This window comes from Pedobacter sp. GW822-FHT03F06, from assembly GCF_058801365.1.
Genome location: NZ_JBXANE010000003.1, coordinates 198,410 through 216,449, shown reverse-complemented (window position 1 = coordinate 216,449; position 18,040 = coordinate 198,410). Strand labels below are relative to the sequence as shown.

Here is an 18,040-nt window from a genome sequence, read left to right as displayed (position 1 = left end):
TTTGATAATCATTACCCCCGCCTTTCTGGGGTAACTAACTTTGTATTTGTTTATTAAATCTATCATGATTTCAGATTCACATTACAATATACATCCAGGGGAGGCTGAAAAGGATATTTTTGAGCGACTATTATCCGGTGAGGCCATTCTTCCAAACGATGCTGAGATAGGCAGGTTAAGGGATGAAGCATTCGCTGTTAAAGCGTTACTCAATGAGATGAATAATTCAGCCGATCCTCTTGAAATTTCACGCATGCTATCAAAGATTCTCGATAAAGAGGTTCATCAGGTTGCAGTTTTTACACCCTTGTATATCAATTGCGGAAAACACATTAACATCGGTAAAAATGTTTTCATCAATTTTGACTGCACCTTCCTCGCATTAGGTGGAATCACCATCGAAGACGATGTTTTGATTGGCCCCAAAGTAAGTCTTATTACCGAAAATCATCCCTTGTCACCGCAGGAAAGAAAAGGGATGATTTGCACACCTATCCTGATCAAAAGAAATGCATGGATAGGGGCGAATGTCACCATACTACCGGGCGTTACAATTGGTGAGAATGCCGTTGTCGCAGCAGGAGCAGTAGTAAATAAAGACGTTCCAGCCAATTCCGTTGTCGGTGGAATACCTGCGAAAATTATTAAGGAAATTAACACTTAAAAGTTCAACATGAAATCATCAGAAAAGAATAATTCGAGAAGAAAATTTATTCAACAGGCAGGAATTGCTGGGGCTGGTATAGCACTTGCCGGTCCGTTACAAGTTTTCGCAATTTCAAATAACAATAAAGAAAATATGACTACCAATATTATTTCAAAAGGTTACGCGGGAAAAGATGTAGCCGGAAAAATGGTTCCATGGAACTTTGAGAGAAGACCAGTGGGCGATAATGATGTTCTGATAGAAATTAAATATTCAGGCATTTGTCATTCAGATATTCATACGATCAAAGGACATTGGGGCGAACAAAAATATCCTCAGGTTCCAGGTCATGAAATTGCCGGTATCGTGACAGCAGTAGGAAAAAATGTTGTCAAATTCAAAGTAGGTGACCAGGCTGGCGTAGGGTGTATGGTCAATAGTTGTATGAAATGCGAGAGTTGCAAAAGCGGAGAAGAACATCATTGCGAGACTGGAGGAATGATAGGTACCTATGGCGTTCCGGAAAAGTCCTCGCCTAGTGGGATTACCCAGGGAGGTTACTCCAATAATATCGTTGTAACAGAGCACTTTGCAATAAAAATCCCTAAAAGTATTGAGCTGAAATATGCTGCGCCATTGCTTTGTGCCGGCATAACGACCTATTCACCAATGATGAAAGTTAAATTCAAAAAACGGGATAAGATTGGTGTAATAGGAATTGGTGGCTTAGGGCATATTGCCGTGAAGTTAGCCGTATCCAAAGGTGCTGAGGTTTACGCATTTACCACATCAGATTCAAAAGTAAATGACATCAAGGCCTTCGGGGCAAAAGAAGTCATTGTTGTAAAATCTACAGAAGATCTAAAACCATATAAAGGGAAACTTGACTTTATGATTTCTACTGTTCCATATGCATACGAAATGTCACCTTATATAGATTGTGTGAAAAAATACGGATATTTTACACAGGTTGGGCAGCCCATCAACGGGGAGCTGACCATAAATAATTTCAATATGATCTTCAACCGGGTGAATTTCAACGGCTCCTTAATTGGTGGAATTCCCGAAACACAGGAGGTAATGGATTATTGTGCCAACAATAAAATCTATCCGCAGATAGAAGTTATTAAAGCTTCAGAGATAAATGATGCATGGGACAAAGTAGTCAGCAAAAAAGCGAGGTACAGATACGTTATTGATGCGAGTACATTCTAATTGAAGGTTATGAATAACTTACAGTTGACAATTATATCGATATCCTTTTTCTCTTTGAGCATGGTAGCCCCTGTTAGCGAACTTTGGATAGATCATGTATCAACAGTCAGCACCACAGATAATCAAACAAAAGGTAAGATGAAAATAACAATCGGATCCAAAGTTTTTACAGCAACATTAAGTAACACTAAAGCTGCTGATGCTTTCAAGGCAAAGTTTCCCCTGAACATTAGGATGGAAGATTTGAATAAAAACGAAAAGTTTTACTATCTCCCAGAAAATTTACCTGTCAGCTCATCTCCCGGAGGTAAAATCCAGGCAGGAGATCTGATGTTATACGGAAACAAATGCGTAGTCATATTTTACAAGGACTTACAAACCTCCTACAGTTATACCAGGCTTGGTAGGATTGACAATTCTGCCGAACTAGTTGCAGCACTGGGTTCAGGTGACGTGAATGTAAAATTTGAATTATAATTATCCCACTCGCCGTTACCATGACTGCGTATTAAATCTCAATTTACGGATTTGAATAACGATAAGCAAAGGCAAAAGTATCGCGAACATAAGATATATGATAAGCAATGAAAAAAGTTTTAAGAAGATTCAGGCACTCATGGAGCAACAGTTGGATACGCTAGCAGATACAGATCCGGATTTACATAAGATTATCAACAAAGTGGAAATTTCGTTAGCTTTGACCATATCGTTTCGGAATTTAGGATCAGTATGTTTCGGTTTAAACTGACCACTACAATAGACTAATAAATAATAGGTTAGGGATAAGTCGTGTCTTCTCTAAAACTGGTCAATCCGACACGGAATCACTTGGTCAACTAAGCCGAAATCTCCACCCTTGCAAACAAAGGTGTTTTTTCTTAATTCTGAATAGAAATCAAGGGTAAAAAGTCTGACAAAAGTCTGCCAAATACCCCCTAAAAATAGCGAAATGAGAAAAGTAAAACCCCTCTCAGAGTATCCAAAAGGCATCTAAGGAGAAATATTAGGCGAACCATTCAATCAGATATTCTCCGCTTAGCTCATAAATATTTTATTTTCAAATTATTTATGAGTTTTTTTGTTTTGGCGTTTGTCTGAGTTTTGACTTCAAGAGCCGGTGATATCAGTTAAATACAGCTTACTGGCTTCAAATTTGACGTTAGTGGAGAATATTGCAATTCCCATTAACAGTGCTAAAATCACCTTTGATGGTCAAATTGGTGCTTTTTTAATTTCATTCAGCCAAAAATTCAGCCACGGAAAGGGTATGTCAGGAAAATCATACATTCAACCTATGTTGCCCACCCTTTCATCAGCTGATTTTCTCCCGTCATTATAAACTGTATCTAAAGTTAGTAATTTCAACTTTGACACAGTTTATTTACACTCTTGATACCTTTGGGTAAATCATATATCTTCCATCTTCTACAGTTTCTCAATCTCTTTCTCCAGCTTTTCCAACTCTGAGGGTCTGGGGGCGTTTGCTGTCTTAATAGAACCCTTGCTATCAATCAATAGGTAGGTGGGGAAGCCACCAATATTAAAATTGCCCATCAGTAATTTAGACTCATCATCATCAAGGAAATAGTTTTCACCTTTTATGTTTTTTTCTTTTACTAACTTTATCCAGTTTTTAGCAGTTGACTGCAGACATAGATTTACAAAAACCACATCTTTGTCCCGAAACTTTTGATGCAATGCCGGCGTGAATTTAATTTCATTAAGACAAGGTACACACCATGTTGCATAGATATCCAAATAGATAGCCTTACCAGCATACTTTTTTGACAGGAAATTTAAAAAGTCTGGGTCTTTTATTGTTGAAACCTTGTTTTCATTATCTAGATACTGCATTTTAGTCAATGCTGTCGGCTTTACAACCACATTTCCAATGCGGTTTGAAAGAAGTTCGAGGTAGTGAAATAAAGCAGGATCAGTAAAATATTTCTTCATAAAAGACAGCTCATCTTGCAGTGCTGGTGTTTTCTTTAATTGAGTAGAAAAGAAAGTGAACATTAAGTAATCCCGACTAATGCTGGAAGGTTCTTTAAAAAAGATTTCAGCCCCCAATGTTAAAGCTTGTTTAAATTGTCCTGATTTAATCGCCTTTATTATTGAGCTGTCAGTTCGAGTTTTCCAAGACACATAGTTTTGAAGATGATAGGGATACATCATCGATACAAAGTTGGTGTCAATGCCAAACTCAAAGAAAGGATCCTTAAACATGTTTATTCTTTCAGATCTGCTTACAACTGAGTCTGTGCCTTCATTTACATAATCAGAGATCCAATTGGATATCCCATACTTGATATCTCTTTTAGCAAAATCAACAATCATAGGATCTATATCATATTGTTTTGCGTAGTCATTAATTGCTGTTAAGTAACGCGAATAATCCTTTTTAGCGTCTGTTAGCATTTCAGTTGCAGACAATGCATAACTGTATTTTTTATAGGGAAGTTGACTTAAATAATAATGAAGTAGATTTAACTGGGTACTTATTTTGGCATGATCACCCGAAATAGTTAACCATTTGAAGTTAGGCGTATTTAATAAAGCCGCATCAATTACCAGGTGTATAGAGTCTCCTGGCACCACGTACAAATTGATAAAAGTATTATTGTAGGCTAGGGTCATGTTTTGAGTAAACAGCATATTTTCTTCTACAGCAAACTGCATCTGGCTATCTATTTCGGCACTCTTTCTGGTATTGTTAAAGGGATTTAAAAAATTAACGCCAAGAACTTTTGGCGTGCTAGCTGTACGATTAATGATTTTGCCTGTAATAACTACCCGCTTAGCGCTGGTTTGGGCAAGTAAATTGTTCATTGCCAAATAAAATAGCAAAAAGGTGATTATGTTTCGTCTCATAACTTAATTTTTCGGATATAGGTAATCGCTGCCACCCATTTTTCAGTGTTTTAAGCATTATAAATTGATGATTATATGATTGTTGAGCTGATTAACGCATGGCTTTCAGGCTTGCCTTTATTTGCTCTAAATTTTGTCGGGAGATGGGAATTATCGTTTCATCTTCTAGCAATAAAGTGCCGCCATCTTCTTTTTGGAGGCTTTTAACATAATCTAGGTTTACCAAGTGAGATTGATGTGAACGTTTAAAGTTGTATGGCGCCAAAAGCTCTACAAATTCTTTTATGGTTTTGGAAACCATAATAGGTGATGAGTTTTTCAGATAAAAGGTGGTATAGTTATTTGAGGCTTCACATCGTATAATTTCATCTACTTTAACATAGTATGTTTGCTTTAGGGTAGGCAAGGCTATCTTTTGCGATTTGGTTCTATTGTTATTGATATAATCCAATAAATTCTTCAAGTTGAGGTTCTGCTTTTTTGAAGCTATTTTTTCTTTTGCCTTTTTTATAGCCTGTTGCAGTTCTATAATGTTGATAGGCTTAAGAAGGTAATCTAGCGCAGAGAACTTAATGGCCTGAATTCCATATTGATCAAATGCAGTAACAAAGATGACTCCGAAGTCAATCGTTTTTAATGATTTCAGGATTTCAAATCCAGATTTATCATGTAACTGTATATCTAAAAAGAGCAGCTCGGGTTGATGGGTGTTGAGGATTTCTATTCCTTCTTCAACAGATGTACCCACCGCAACAACAGTGATATCTCTGCACCATTTATTTAATATAATTTGCAAATTTTCAATGTTATGCTGCTCATCATCTATGATTACGCTTCTAATCTCCATTTGATATCCAGTTTTTAATTTCAAGTATTACAACAGTTCCTTCTTCGTCTGATTGTATTTTTAATGTTGCAGGTTGTTTTTTAAAAACCTGATTGAGCAGATCCAATCTTTGCCTACATAATTTTAATCCGAGGGAGCCAGGTTTCTCCATTCCTTCAGGCAGCAAGAATCCTTTGCCATTATCTTTAATAATGAATTTCAGATTGCAGTTTTCACTTAAAATGTTAATTGAGATAGATCCTTTTTCTTTCAACTTAGAAATACCATGTTTTACCGCATTTTCGATAAAAGGCTGTAGCAATATAGCAGGAACATCAATATTTTCAGTATTCAACGTGTCAGCTACATTAAGCTCGTAGGTAAAGCCGAATCTAAGTTGTTCAAGTTGCAGATAATCTTCAGCAATCTTTAATTCCTCTGCCAGGGAAATCATCTCCTGTTCACTGGTTATCAGTACTTTTCTTGTTAGTCCAGCAAATTTCGATAGATAAATATTAGCATCTAAAATCTTATCCTTATTAATCAGATTTTGAATTGAACTGAGCGCGTTAAATATAAAATGGGGGTTAAGTTGCGCCCGAACCGTTTTTAATTGAAGTTGAGCTTGTTGTCGCTGTCTATTAAGTTTTCTCAGTTTATCTTTAGTGTATTTGCGGTAAACAAAAAATACAACAATAGTGAATAAAATAAGGCCTATTAAATAAGGTAACCAATAGTTGAAGTTTGGCAAAGAAGCAGCTGTTACATTGAAAGAAATCCTAACCAAACTTGCCTCTGTCCATTTTGGCTGTTTTGTTTGTTGTTGTACTACAAAGTCGTAATTTCCAGGTCGTTTAAAATAGGTTTCTTCTAATTCAATATTTCCTTGAGCGTCTAAAAATCCTATCCAAAGCGTATCCTTCTTACCTTCAAAATTCCTGATCAACCGAGCCGAATGAACTAGAGTTTCCTCCTTTTTAAATTTGAAAAGTATCCTTTTTACGCTATCTATAGGGAAATTGAAATTCTGTGGAAGGTTATTTAGAGAAGACCAATTTGCATAACCCTTGTTTATATGTTCAGCTTTTAAGTTAAAATAGGAATGACGAGTTGAAATTACTATTTGCTCAAGTATAGGTTTATAATTGATGCGCCAATCGAATACTACACCATCTCTTAAACTGTAGTTATCTTTGTTTGCTACTTCAACCATGATTTTTTTGCCTGGATAATTGAATTTACCTATTGCACCATAAGGTTGTCTTGCTCCGTATTTTTGTTCAAGATTGGGAATGGGCGACCATTTTACAAGCTCTAAGCTATCATTTTCAACTATCCGATATTGATATGCTTTGTAGTTATGCTTTGTAATTCCCATCGATATTAAAATGGCATCCGATGAATCTGAAATCAGGTAAACCGGATATTCTTTGGTTTGTGAGTATACAGGTCCAGAAAAGTATTTTTGGAGACTGGGGTTTAATTTTACGCCTAGTAAAAGTGGACTTTTGGGTGCCATCTTGATGATATCGTCATTCTTATTACTCTGGAATTTTAAAAAAATGCTGTAAAGTGAAGTATCACTGACCGCAGATACAAATGGCTGTTTAACCATTGTTTTTCTTTCAGTGCCAATAACCTCGAAAATAAAATTCTTCCCAAAAGATTGTTGTTGCCCAACTGCCTGTTGTGAAATCATAAGAAGGAGAAATATCCACAATAATTTGCGATTGAACTGATCAGTCATTTGTTGTAAAGCCTGCTTTTCGTTAAGTCATACAAACTTGTTATAAATAAACGATTGGAACAACAATGATTTAGAATTTGGTAGGAACTGTTGAGAATCTAGTTTAGCATTTTAAATTATTTTGAGATAATTGTCGAGTTAGAATGATGATAAAGTTAAATGAAAAACTCCGCCCAAACTCCTCCAAAAAATTGGTCAAAGGTTGAAGGATGCACCGAATTTTGGGTTGAAAAAAGGTGTGTAGATGTGTAATTATCTACGTGGAATTTTAAGTCTTTTTAGAAGATTCAAGCAAATTTCGTGGATTCGTTGACACGAGAAATTATAAAAAATTGGCTTGAATACCTTTTAATGCGGATTTTTGATGTTTTTTAACATCTATATTAGAACCCGAGTTTTAGAAGAAAAATATCATTTTTGTCTCCTAGTCCTTTACAGATTTTTTAAATTCCCGTTGCGGATCGTCCTTTAATTCACTAAATAGTTGTTATGAAATATATTAAAATTGAACCAGAAGTAATTGTAGGATTGGGAGAAGACACTAATATTGGAAAATCCAGCGTTCCACCACTTGTTACGGATTTGCATATCAACCTGGAAGATTGGTTGGGAGATGATCTGATGGAAATCTATCCTGTTTTTATTGTTACAGAACGTCTTAAATCTGCTTTGGAACTTACAACATTTTCAGGTTACAGTATCAGAAATTTAAAACTTACTTTCGATGACTATTTTGAAAACAATTATCAGCTGGAAACAAAAGTTCCACGTTTCTACTGGATGGTTATTTTGGGAATTAAAGAAAAGGGCGATTTTTATATTGATGATTCTCAAATGTTAAATGTCTCATTTGAGGCACTTTCGTTCCTGAAAAAATTTACCTTAAAAAATGCTCTTTTTGAAAATGATCCAGTGTCCAGAGAGGTTGATAAAATATTTGAACTATATGAAAAAAGAGATAAAAAGCGCTAATTCTTATTCGTACAATAAACCAATACCACAATATGTTAAAATTGATGGCACAATAAATGCCAAAGAGAGATATAAAATAAAAAATGATGCTAAAGAAGTTGCCCTCCGTATTCATACTGGTATTATTATTTTCCCAGGCATTGGCCCAGCCCTTTTCTTTGAAGTCCACAAATGCAGCGAAGCCTTTCAGCCTGGACATTTACTTTGGCACTGAAGGTAAGGGGGCATTTGTCCAATATCGTGGTCAGCAAGGCCTTATCCCTCTTCGGCTAAAAACCCTGAACAACCAGGGAAAATCAGCGCAATCCAAAGTGACCTATGTGTGGGACGAGGTAATTGGAGGAAAGGCTGCCGGCAGCTACGGACTTACCCGGGAGGCTGGAAAATTGTCAGGGATATGGTACAAAAGAGGTAAAGAGGGTAGGCAGTTTCAGCTGGAGCAGATCATAGTACCCAGAGACGAGGCAAGGATTGATAAGTATCTTCTCCATGACGTGCTGATTTCCTTCCGGCATACATCTGACAACCTGCTGATCTTCAGCTATAGCGACGGCAGCACAAAAACCAGCCAGCTTCCGGGATTTGACCATCCCAATCCCCAGCTGCATGCCACGATTGCCGATTACAATTTCGATGGCTTTGATGACGTTGCATTTTCCATACCGGACGCGGGCATGGGCGTCTATCGGACTTTCAGTATCTATCTTTATAATCCCAGATCGAAGCGTTTTAACCTACTGGCTGAGCCCAATGCGCCCCAGGCGAAATGTTCAGGCCTTTGTGATGTGGCACTGGATAAAAAGAACAGGCTTTTAATGTCCTCATGCCGCGGAGGGGCGACCTGGTGGAAGGATGTTTACAGTTTCTCCAATCACGATAATCTCGTTTGGCTAAGATCAACTAAACATTCTCACTAAAATGTGAAATATTTCCCTTACCCGGAATTGGAACGATTAACACCAAAAGTGACGAAGAATCACTGTTCCCGAAATATATAATCTACACTAAGAAGTTGTTTAAAACACATCAAAACAGGTAAAAAAAATGGTGACCCAAATTGGAGGGCACTGAAAAACTACGCAATGAAAAAGGACTTATGAATTTTTGATTGCATAAGCCCTTTTCTTTATGATATTCGCAATCTTCTAAATTTTATTTTGCAATTAGATGATTCTAAAAGAGCCTATCTGCCATTTTTACTCAATGCTTAATACAACGTTTTTTCAGGGACTTTTTCCGTACCCTCCCCAAATAGGGACCTAATTTTAATCTGTATCGCGCCACCCTCACTGGCTTACCTCATCTAAATCATTAATAAAGACATGGTTCCAGATGCCGGTTGTAAAACATTTTTTTCTGAAATTATCCTTTGCTCTCGTTACTAAATTGTATAATCAATCGAACTCATATGGGCTTCACCCATACGGTCGCCGTAAATAGGGAATTTAGATAATATGGTATCAATGTCCTGAACATCTTTTTGAGTCAAATTAAGATTCTGAGCACCTAAATTTTCCAATAAGTGTTCTTCCGTACGGGTCCCAGGAATTGGCACAATGCTTGGACTTTTTGCAAGTAACCAAGCAAGAGCTACTTGAGACGGTGTAGCATGCTTTGTTGCAGCGTAGCCTTTAAGCCATTCAATCAGAGGCATATTCAATGGCAAGAACTCTTTCGAAAAGCGCGGAAAGCCAGCACGGAAATCCGTTGTCTTATCAAACTTTGTTTTTGTATCATACTTACCAGTTAAAAATCCTGCACCTACGGGTGACCAAGGTACAAATCCGATGCTCAATTCTTCACAGGTTTTTAGTATACCATTTAATTCTACATTACGCGTCCACATAGAATACTCTGACTGCACAGCGCTGACAGGCTGAACTGCGTGGGCGCGGCGTATAGTTTTGGCACTCGCTTCGGATAGGCCAAAGTGCAGTACTTTTCCTTGCTGAATAAGTTCTTTAATGGTACCTGCTACATCTTCAATTGGCACATTGGGATCAACACGGTGCTGATAATATAAATCAATATGATCTGTTCTCAGGCGCTTCAAAGATTCTTCAACGACTTTTTTAATTCTTTCAGATCGGCTGTCTAATGCAATTGTACCATCGATTGCAAATCCAAATTTCGTAGCAATCTTGACCTGATCGCGAAAAGGTTGAAGGGCTTCTCCAACAAGTGTTTCATCTGTGTAGGGACCGTAAACTTCTGCAGTATCAAAAAAACGTACGCCATTCTCGAATGCTGTTCGAATAGTTTTAATAGACTGTTGATGGTTAGCGGGTGGATTATAATTCCCGACCATATTCATACAGCCCAAGCCTATTTCTGAAACTTCCAATTTTCCTAATCTTCTTGTCTTCATATTATTTCCTTTTTGGTCCTGTTTATGTTCGAATTGATTATTAGATGCAGACAACAAATTGGGGGCAAACAGTAAACCCATTCCTGCAAGAGCAGATTGTTGAATGAAATTTCTTCTTGAATTATTCTTCTCCATGATTTTTGATTTTATCTGGTATTACCTTATCTGATTGACTCATTTTAATTTAAAATTTCTTTGGAGGTGGGTCGGATAACTTTCTAAATCCTTTACGATATCACCATCCTTGAAAATGTCAAAACATTGTAATCTGGTAAAATTTCTACTCCGCAGAACCGGTAATTGCTTGTAATTGGGATAAAGAAATCAGCAGTACTTCTACCCTGAAATAAAACCTGATCCGGGTCGTCAAAAGCTGCTGAAGGCGCATTCCAAGTGGCGCTAACCATAAATTTTTTACCCTTCAGGTTTCCTCCGGTTCCATATTGCCTCGATAGGTCTTCTGTTGTCCGGCCATCACCATCAAGAAATCTTTTGCCCTGTAACCCGTTATTGAAAACTTCATCAATGTATTTTTTATAAATCCAAGGCGCACCGAACCAATTTACCGGCGTTTGCAATATTACAATGTCCGCCTGCAAGTGTTTTTCAACTTCTTCATCGGCATCATAGCCAGCTTCAACTATTGTTTCTAAAATTTCATAATTTTTTTCTTCAAAATATGTTTTGGCTGTTTTATGAAAAGAGGCATTCAGCGTGCCTTCGCTCCAATTGGGATAGGTTAGATGGGTATTGATTAACAGTACTTTTTTAAGTGAATTCATTGTTGTGATATTGAAAATATTTATTTGACTTTTAAAATTTTTCCTAAATAAGCTGGATAGTTTTCTAGATCTTCTTTAATGTGTTTGTTATGAAAAACATCGTAGCAATAATGCCCGGGAACTACTGTAAACCCAACAAACAGATAGTTTGCAGTAACGTTTGATAAGACATCATCCGCACTCTTACCTTTCCAAAATGTTTGCCTGGGGTCGTTGAAACTTTCTTCTGGTGCATTCCAGGTTGCAGAGAGTAAAAACTTTTTACCCTGCATTTTTCCGCCTGTCCCGTATTGTCTGGCAGGATCTGTTGCTGAGCGTCCATCACCAGAAAGAAATTTTTGGCTTCGCATTGCGTTTGTAAAAACTTCGTCGACGTACTTTTTGTATATCCACGGCGTATTTTCCCAGTTCACCGGTGTTTGCAATACTACAATGTCGGCTTGCATGTGTTTTTCAACTTCTGCATCAACGTTATAACCATCCTCGATTTTAGTTTCTAAAACTTTATAGTTTTGTGAAATAAAAAATTCCTTTGCCTTATCATAAAAGGCTTTATTCAATTTGCCCTCTGACAGGCCAGGATAGGTTAGATGTGCATTGATAAGTAATACTGTATTGGAGTTAATTGCATCTTTTGAAGTTGTTTGTGCAATCGATTTTGTTCCGAATGATAACATCGTTATCAACACTATAAAAATGATTTTTGCTTTCATTATTTTGCCTTTAAAAATGATAAGACAAAGGTCGAAACTTCTTAAATAGCACGGGAGTAAATACTACAGCCAAAAAAGAAACAAATTACTGATAACGAAAAACGCCTTTCGAAGAAGGCGTTTTTTTATTTATTTTTTTATTGCTTGCAGCCGATATTCTTTTGGTGTTAGATTGACCTGCTTTTTGAAGAATTTGGAAAAGTAATTGGGATATTCAAAGCCTAGTTCATAAGCCACTTCAGTACTGTTCATTTCCCTGTTTTTTTCCAGCAGTTCCTTTGCTTTTTTAATTACAAATTCGTGGATATTTTCAATGGCAGATTTTCGGGTGAAGTGTTTAATGATGTCGCCAAAATAGTTGGCCGTTAATCCAAATTTATCTGCAAAATATTGAACATTGGGAAGTTGGGTTACTGGCTGGTTGTAATAATCTTTCAGACTTTGTTGAAAGTCGGTTAGAATGCGATTGTATTGTTTCGGGTTAGTGGAAAATTGTCTCTTATAAAATCCTTCCACCAATGAAACCAGCACATTTACATAAGAAAGCAGCACCTCGAAATTTTGTCTTTCCTTATTGTAATATTTTATCATTAAATCAAAGAGGGTGCTTACTTCCACGATTTCATTATCAGTTAATAACAAGGGCTCATGTAGTCCATAGTCCAGGTAATTTTTGAACAGAAACCGGTTTTCTTCAATGATTTTTTTTGACAGTTGAACATACATTCCCTTGTAAGTAGGCTCTATGTCCCATCCACCGGACATTTCGGGACTGTTGAAAAACACAGCATTAACAGGCTTTGCGTTAGGTACCGTTTTGTCAACAAAATTGATCTTAAATGAAATTCTGTAAAAGTCGATCATTATAGGCTCTGACTTCATGAGCATGCTAGGTGGGTCATAGTATCCAAGGTCAATATCATTGTCTAAAGGCTTTGGTAAACCGATATATTCATTGAACGCTTTGAAGTCATTGAACGATTTCATCTTACAAAATTAGACAATTTTTATTTGAAATTATTTGTGGGGGACCTTCTCGCTAGCGCCATTATTGATACGATAGAGATGAAGATAATTCGCGATAAGCATTAGCTTGTTCTAGTAATTCTTTCGCTTTCCTTTCTGCTTCTGCAATGCTATCTGCTCCTGCCATCCAGCGCTTGGGAGGTATGCCTTCACTCGTAATCTTAAGCAACGCCACAGCTAATTTTGCTGGGTCACCACCTTGTGTTCCGCTCATACTTTCCCAAAATGGCCTTAGTGCTGCGATACGATCAGCATAGTCTTCAAGCTGAAGTTCTGACCATATTGTGGAGGATGGTTCCAATAGGTTAGTTCTGAAAAAACCAGGCTCTACAATGGTAGTATTTATGCCAAATGGGGAAACTTCCAATTGTAAGGATTCCATCCAGCCTTCTAATCCAAACTTAGATGCAGCGTAGGCTGAACACAGTTCGTAACCAACCAGTGCAGCGGTAGATGAAATGGATATGATATGTCCCGATTTATTTTTTCTCATAAGGGGTAAAACAGCCCTTGTTACATTCATAGGGCCAAATAAATTGGTTGCAATCTGACGTTCCACCTGATTTTGACTTAACTCCTCAAAAAAGCCAGCATAGAAGTTGCCCGCATTGTTGACCAGTACATCAATTGCCCCGAATTTTTCAATTGCCAAATTTATTCCCGTATTGATTTCATTCGGGTTAGTCACATCCATTTGTACCACCAACAAGTTATCGGTAGTATTATCTAAAGCATTTGATACTTTATTGGCATCTCGGCCTGTTGCTACAACTTTATTGCCATCGGCAAGAGCCGCCTTTGCAATTTCCAATCCTATTCCACTACCAGCACCGGTTATTAACCAAACTTTGCTCTCCTTCATTGTTTTTTATTTTAATGATGTGACAAAGGTATAATCGGTCAAGACCAGCAGGAGAAACATTCCACTACAAAAAAGGAAACAAATTACTGATTGGGGTATTTTTTGTCGTCCATCTACAGAAGGATTCCCGCCTGATCTTAAAATCTCATTCAATTGTGCTATATTAATCAGTGAAATGCGTTACAACTGCAGCAATTAATGTTAGAGATGGTAAATCGAGGCATAATTTTGTAAAATCAAGGATGACACGAATGAAACCGGTAAGGCTATTTTAAGAATAAAATCGATAACTATCCCCTGGAAGGCAGATAATTCGAAAGTAAAGAATGAACTGAACATAAGCTTCCGTCCAATGCGGGAGACAATGGAAGACGCATTACAGGTTTTGATCGATAATAAGATAGTCGATGGTAAGTAAATCGGTTCATGACTATTCAACTTAAAAGTGTTCGATCAAATCCCGTTCACTTATTTTTTCGATTGAAAATTACATTTTTGGCCCTCCTCGTTTTTCCCTTTTTACCGGATGGTTTTGTAATCGTTTTTCGAAGTCTGTTTTTTTTTTTTTTTTTGTTTTTTCAACAGTTTCATTATCAGTTGTTTTGAGTGAATTTTGGTCGTTGATAAAGAATAAAAGAGGCGCTAAGTGTTCGATTGTAGCCCCGTTCAGCCCATGCACACACTTGGACTATAGATCTCTTAAGCTAAAACTTTCAGAATCGACACTATTTTTGGTCTTAAACAAGGTCAATTCAAAAAGAGGTATTGATCTTTTTATCATTTTAGAAAATAGTAATTGGTTCGTCCCTGCCAAAAAATCTAATATTTTTCTTTTCCATATTATTCCACTTTCGGAAATTCTGCCTTCAATGTTATAGATGTTGGGGTCACTTTAGGCTCATACTGCGACCAATTCAGGCCATTTCAGGCCAAAAATTTCATCACGCTAAATTACTGGATACGTTTGGTCAATGAAACGGGATAACCTGTTTTAAGACTAACTGAATAACAATCTAAAAATTACCGTGATCCATGGTGCTGTCGTCGAAGATGCGGTCCCAGATGATCAAGTAAAAGATCTTCTTCAATAGATAGTCTTTTATGCCAACGGGAATAGATAGGTGCCATGCACCTGTTCTTTGAAATTGTGGGATGAAGCATTATTCCGTGAGGAACGGAAAATTCTTGCGAAGTTGAGATCATTTCAATATGACGAAAGCGCAGAGGCAGGCGACGGCCAGGTCCGTATGGACTTACGTGAGTAATCCCGGTATACCTTATTAAAGATTTGTTTTTTGTTTTTAGTTTAGGTAGGAGGGGCCATTCGGCCCCTTTTTTTATGCCCTGATTTTTTATCGTTCAGGTACAGGAAATTGGCTCAATATTATAGAAGGGGCTGCCAATAAATACTTAGATTTTTTATACTGGCAAGATGTCTTTTTGTCGGACAATAATCCGGGGATTATGCCCACAAAAAGAATCTTGCCCCAAAGCGGAGCATTTGGGGATGAGAAAACTCGCAACTCGTTTTCTCTTTTAGATGATATCGGAATGGAAGAAAGGAAAAAACAGTTAGGGCGACCTCAACTGAAAGGTGGCAAAAGAACCAGAAAGATAAGTGTTAGGTTTTCGGAGGAAGAATTTAGTTTCATTGTGTCCCTTGAAAAACTTCTGGGCTTAAAAAGGACTGATATCATCAGAAAACGGGTGCTAGAGGTCAACGTTCAGTTAGTTTTTGATGGGCGTTCGGTTTTGGAGAGTATTGATCAGATCGGACTTGAACTTTCCAGGACCGGAAATAATATCAATCAGCTGGCCAGGTACGCCAATATCCTAAACAAGCAGCGAGTACTCTCGCCGGTAATCTTTACGCGGTATAGTAAAGAGCTTGATAAACATTCGCTTCTTTTAAAAAATCTCAATATGGAAATCAGAAGAATGTTAAGGTTGATGGGCAGTTAGGTGGCTATGGCGTATGTAGTTAGGTGCATAACCGATTATGCTGTTTTTTGTTCTATTGTTACACTGTTATATGGTTCCGTAGCTCCATTGGTGGTTTGGTAACCAGTTTGTTCGCTACATAGATGGCTGGTTTTGAATATAACCCGAGAGGTGGATATACCGCTAACAGGTTGCGGAGGGAACGGTAAAACAACGTAGCCAGCTAGGTAGCTTTATAATAATCCCGTGATCTGTGAGCAGGTTGCATAGCTGCATAGTTATATGATCGTAAAGATACTCAGCTCTTCTGCAACTTTTGCCGGAGTAAGATACAACCATGAGAAGATGCGCTCTGGAAAGGGGGAGCTTTTAAAGGTACGGAACTTCGGTAGCCTAATGGGACTGGACAAAATCGGCCCACAGGATTTTATCAATTATCTGAAAGCGGTATCTGTGGTAAACAAAAGGGTAAGTAAACCCCAGTTCCATGCGGTGATCTCTGCTAAGGGTAAAACGACATCGAAAGAAGAACTTTTGGATACTGCCGAAAAGTGGATGGCGGAAATGGGTTATGGTGACAATCCATATCTGGTGATCTTTCACAACGATACGGAAAACAACCATGTACATATCGTATCGACCAGGATCGATAAAAATGGCAGGAAGATCTCTTCGGCCTTTGAAAAAGTCCGCTCAGTCAGGGCACTTTCTAATGTTATGAAGCTGGAGCAAGCTGATATAGCAAAGCTTGATAAGTTGCTTAAATACAATTTTACTACTGTTGCACAGGTGCGTACACTCTTGGAAAGATCGGGATTTGATGTCCGTTTTGAAAAAGAAAACCTGGAAGTGTCCCGGTCCGGGAAATTGATCTCCACATTTAAGATCGTAGATATTGAATCTTTATGCAGGGGTCAGGGCAATGATAAAAACAGGTGCAGGCAGTTAAAAGCTATCTTTTCAAAAATCCTGACCGAACGCTTATCAAGTCCTGATTTTCTTTCTCCAAAAACCGATATCAGATCGGACCTGCAAGAATTTTCAAGGGTGGTCAAAAATAAAACAGGCGCTGAACTGATCTTTCACAGTAAGGATGATAAAGTCCCTTACGGTTACACTATCATTGATCATTCCAATAAAACGGTGATGAAGGGCTCTGAGGTAATGCATTTACGTGAAGTTATTGCGCTGTTGAATTTTGAACATCAAAATGATCCAAGTCCTGCGGACTATAGGATATCTCTTGCAGATCCTTCAGTTGAAGTCAATTATACTCTTTCCGGGTTGGAGGGTGCTGGTTTCTATGAAGAGCCAATTAGGACGCTTGATCTCCAGGAGGATATCGATGATGAGGCCATTCTTGGCCGCAACCGTCAGCGCAAGGGCAAGGCCCGCACAAATACCCGTTAATTTTTTTAAACCTTTTTTATTATGCTAATTATTATTGGAAACCAGAAGGGAGGGGCGGGGAAAAGTACGCTCACCCTTTTACTGGCCAACTTTTTAACCTTGGTCAAAAAGCGGAAGGTGACCGTGATCGATATGGACTATCAGCAATCGCTTGCGCAGAAATATGAAAAAGCCAAACTGGCTGAAACGCCCGAACACTATGAGATCATTGCCGCGGGACTGGAACATTTTCCTTCCATGTACACTGTGCTCAGCCAGAGCAGAGAACATATCGTGATCATTGACCTGCCCGGGAAATTGGATGATGACGGGCTTATCCCGGTATTCAGCTCCGCGGATCTGGTTCTGTGCCCGTTTTCTTATGATGAGTTCAGCTTCGATTCAACCGTTCTTTTTTCGGTCGTGTTAAAAAAGATCAATCCATCGGGGCACCTGGTCTTTATCCCAAACAGGGTCAAGGGAAATGTCAGGTATGATACGGCTACTGAGGTAGAAGAGCAGCTTTCCAGGTTTGGAAAAATAACTGCTCCCATTTCAGACCGTGTGGATTTCCAGCGGACCGATACCGCTCAGACACCCTTATCCCTTTTTCCGGTCATTGTGCCTGTATTTGATCAGATCTATACAGATCACATCGAAGCAACCGGAGTTACACCTTAAA

Annotated in this window: 16 protein-coding genes; 8 read left to right on the top strand and 8 right to left on the bottom strand. The window is 38.0% G+C overall.

Annotated features, from left to right (window positions below; genetic code table 11):
* Positions 1 to 64 precede the first annotated feature (64 nt).
* The 3 genes from AC1RJ8_RS06410 to AC1RJ8_RS06400 all read left to right on the top strand — a co-directional run bounded on the left by AC1RJ8_RS06410 (position 65) and on the right by AC1RJ8_RS06400 (position 2,338).
* Positions 65 to 664 (top strand): DapH/DapD/GlmU-related protein, encoded by a 600-nt coding sequence (locus AC1RJ8_RS06410; RefSeq protein ID WP_492953099.1) that lies wholly within the window; start codon positions 65 to 67, stop codon positions 662 to 664.
* Positions 665 to 673: 9 nt separating this feature from the next.
* A complete protein-coding gene (locus tag AC1RJ8_RS06405; RefSeq protein WP_492953100.1) occupies positions 674 to 1,861 on the top strand; it encodes an NAD(P)-dependent alcohol dehydrogenase in 1,188 nt (395 codons plus the stop codon).
* 138 nt (positions 1,862 to 1,999) lie between these two features.
* Positions 2,000 to 2,338, top strand: coding sequence for a cyclophilin-like fold protein (locus tag AC1RJ8_RS06400; RefSeq protein ID WP_492953101.1), 339 nt, complete (start codon positions 2,000 to 2,002; stop codon positions 2,336 to 2,338).
* Positions 2,339 to 3,286: 948 nt separating this feature from the next.
* On the opposite strand, the gene AC1RJ8_RS06395 is transcribed toward AC1RJ8_RS06400, so the two are convergent.
* The 3 genes from AC1RJ8_RS06395 to AC1RJ8_RS06385 form a co-directional block, all read right to left on the bottom strand.
* Positions 3,287 to 4,690 carry a TlpA family protein disulfide reductase gene (locus AC1RJ8_RS06395; protein WP_492953103.1) on the bottom strand — a complete coding sequence of 468 codons (1,404 nt, stop codon included), beginning with the start codon at positions 4,688 to 4,690 and terminating at the stop codon, positions 3,287 to 3,289.
* 133 nt (positions 4,691 to 4,823) lie between these two features.
* A complete protein-coding gene (locus AC1RJ8_RS06390) occupies positions 4,824 to 5,603 on the bottom strand; it encodes a LytR/AlgR family response regulator transcription factor (protein WP_492953104.1) in 780 nt (259 codons plus the stop codon).
* Entirely contained in the window at positions 5,569 to 7,305 is a 1,737-nt protein-coding gene (locus AC1RJ8_RS06385; RefSeq protein ID WP_493008035.1) for a sensor histidine kinase, read from the bottom strand. Before AC1RJ8_RS06385 ends, AC1RJ8_RS06390 begins: the two co-directional genes overlap by 35 nt.
* Before the next feature lie 489 nt (positions 7,306 to 7,794).
* Between AC1RJ8_RS06385 and AC1RJ8_RS06380 the strand changes: the two genes are divergently transcribed.
* Together AC1RJ8_RS06380 and AC1RJ8_RS06375 are read left to right on the top strand one after the other, a co-directional pair.
* Complete coding sequence (locus AC1RJ8_RS06380; RefSeq protein WP_492953106.1) at positions 7,795 to 8,277, top strand: hypothetical protein; 483 nt, start codon at positions 7,795 to 7,797, stop codon at positions 8,275 to 8,277.
* Between the two features lie 83 nt (positions 8,278 to 8,360).
* Complete coding sequence (locus AC1RJ8_RS06375) at positions 8,361 to 9,194, top strand: XAC2610-related protein (RefSeq protein ID WP_492953107.1); 834 nt, start codon at positions 8,361 to 8,363, stop codon at positions 9,192 to 9,194.
* 464 nt (positions 9,195 to 9,658) lie between these two features.
* Here AC1RJ8_RS06375 and AC1RJ8_RS06370 read toward each other — a convergent pair whose 3' ends face one another.
* The 5 genes from AC1RJ8_RS06370 to AC1RJ8_RS06350 all read right to left on the bottom strand — a co-directional run bounded on the left by AC1RJ8_RS06370 (position 9,659) and on the right by AC1RJ8_RS06350 (position 14,028).
* On the bottom strand, positions 9,659 to 10,780 hold the full coding sequence (locus AC1RJ8_RS06370; protein ID WP_492953108.1) for an aldo/keto reductase: 1,122 nt from the start codon (positions 10,778 to 10,780) through the stop codon (positions 9,659 to 9,661).
* A gap of 92 nt (positions 10,781 to 10,872) precedes the next feature.
* The gene (locus AC1RJ8_RS06365) at positions 10,873 to 11,427 is read right to left on the bottom strand and encodes an NAD(P)H-dependent oxidoreductase (RefSeq protein WP_492953109.1); all 555 of its coding nucleotides are present in this window, start codon (positions 11,425 to 11,427) and stop codon (positions 10,873 to 10,875) included.
* A 20-nt stretch (positions 11,428 to 11,447) separates the two neighbouring features.
* Positions 11,448 to 12,140 carry an NAD(P)H-dependent oxidoreductase gene (locus tag AC1RJ8_RS06360; protein WP_492953110.1) on the bottom strand — a complete coding sequence of 231 codons (693 nt, stop codon included), beginning with the start codon at positions 12,138 to 12,140 and terminating at the stop codon, positions 11,448 to 11,450.
* 129 nt (positions 12,141 to 12,269) lie between these two features.
* A complete protein-coding gene (locus AC1RJ8_RS06355) occupies positions 12,270 to 13,127 on the bottom strand; it encodes a helix-turn-helix domain-containing protein (RefSeq protein ID WP_492953111.1) in 858 nt (285 codons plus the stop codon).
* A gap of 61 nt (positions 13,128 to 13,188) precedes the next feature.
* On the bottom strand, positions 13,189 to 14,028 hold the full coding sequence (locus AC1RJ8_RS06350) for an SDR family oxidoreductase (RefSeq protein ID WP_492953112.1): 840 nt from the start codon (positions 14,026 to 14,028) through the stop codon (positions 13,189 to 13,191).
* Between the two features lie 1,464 nt (positions 14,029 to 15,492).
* On the opposite strand from AC1RJ8_RS06350, the gene AC1RJ8_RS06345 reads away from it, so the two are divergent.
* From AC1RJ8_RS06345 to AC1RJ8_RS06335, 3 genes are all read left to right on the top strand, one after another.
* The gene (locus AC1RJ8_RS06345) at positions 15,493 to 15,990 is read left to right on the top strand and encodes a plasmid mobilization protein (protein ID WP_492953113.1); all 498 of its coding nucleotides are present in this window, start codon (positions 15,493 to 15,495) and stop codon (positions 15,988 to 15,990) included.
* Between the two features lie 261 nt (positions 15,991 to 16,251).
* Positions 16,252 to 17,379: a relaxase/mobilization nuclease domain-containing protein gene (locus tag AC1RJ8_RS06340; protein WP_492953114.1), complete on the top strand. Its 1,128-nt coding sequence runs from the start codon at positions 16,252 to 16,254 to the stop codon at positions 17,377 to 17,379.
* A 21-nt stretch (positions 17,380 to 17,400) separates the two neighbouring features.
* Positions 17,401 to 18,039 (top strand): ParA family protein, encoded by a 639-nt coding sequence (locus AC1RJ8_RS06335; RefSeq protein ID WP_492953115.1) that lies wholly within the window; start codon positions 17,401 to 17,403, stop codon positions 18,037 to 18,039.
* The last annotated feature ends 1 nt before the right edge of the window (position 18,040 follow it).

Bases quoted from the DNA above. Each gene is read 5' to 3' on its own strand.
- AC1RJ8_RS06410 (WP_492953099.1), top strand. From the start codon at position 65: ATGATTTCAGATTCACATTACAATATACATCCAGGGGAGGCTGAAAAG.
- AC1RJ8_RS06405 (WP_492953100.1), top strand. From the start codon at position 674: ATGAAATCATCAGAAAAGAATAATTCGAGAAGAAAATTTATTCAACAG.
- AC1RJ8_RS06400 (WP_492953101.1), top strand. From the start codon at position 2,000: ATGAAAATAACAATCGGATCCAAAGTTTTTACAGCAACATTAAGTAAC.
- AC1RJ8_RS06395 (WP_492953103.1), bottom strand. From the start codon at position 4,690: ATGAACAATTTACTTGCCCAAACCAGCGCTAAGCGGGTAGTTATTACA.
- AC1RJ8_RS06385 (WP_493008035.1), bottom strand. From the start codon at position 7,305: ATGACTGATCAGTTCAATCGCAAATTATTGTGGATATTTCTCCTTCTT.
- AC1RJ8_RS06380 (WP_492953106.1), top strand. From the start codon at position 7,795: ATGAAATATATTAAAATTGAACCAGAAGTAATTGTAGGATTGGGAGAA.
- AC1RJ8_RS06375 (WP_492953107.1), top strand. From the start codon at position 8,361: ATGATGCTAAAGAAGTTGCCCTCCGTATTCATACTGGTATTATTATTT.
- AC1RJ8_RS06370 (WP_492953108.1), bottom strand. From the start codon at position 10,780: ATGGAGAAGAATAATTCAAGAAGAAATTTCATTCAACAATCTGCTCTT.
- AC1RJ8_RS06365 (WP_492953109.1), bottom strand. From the start codon at position 11,427: ATGAATTCACTTAAAAAAGTACTGTTAATCAATACCCATCTAACCTAT.
- AC1RJ8_RS06360 (WP_492953110.1), bottom strand. From the start codon at position 12,140: ATGAAAGCAAAAATCATTTTTATAGTGTTGATAACGATGTTATCATTC.
- AC1RJ8_RS06355 (WP_492953111.1), bottom strand. From the start codon at position 13,127: ATGAAATCGTTCAATGACTTCAAAGCGTTCAATGAATATATCGGTTTA.
- AC1RJ8_RS06350 (WP_492953112.1), bottom strand. From the start codon at position 14,028: ATGAAGGAGAGCAAAGTTTGGTTAATAACCGGTGCTGGTAGTGGAATA.
- AC1RJ8_RS06345 (WP_492953113.1), top strand. From the start codon at position 15,493: ATGCCCACAAAAAGAATCTTGCCCCAAAGCGGAGCATTTGGGGATGAG.
- AC1RJ8_RS06340 (WP_492953114.1), top strand. From the start codon at position 16,252: ATGATCGTAAAGATACTCAGCTCTTCTGCAACTTTTGCCGGAGTAAGA.
- AC1RJ8_RS06335 (WP_492953115.1), top strand. From the start codon at position 17,401: ATGCTAATTATTATTGGAAACCAGAAGGGAGGGGCGGGGAAAAGTACG.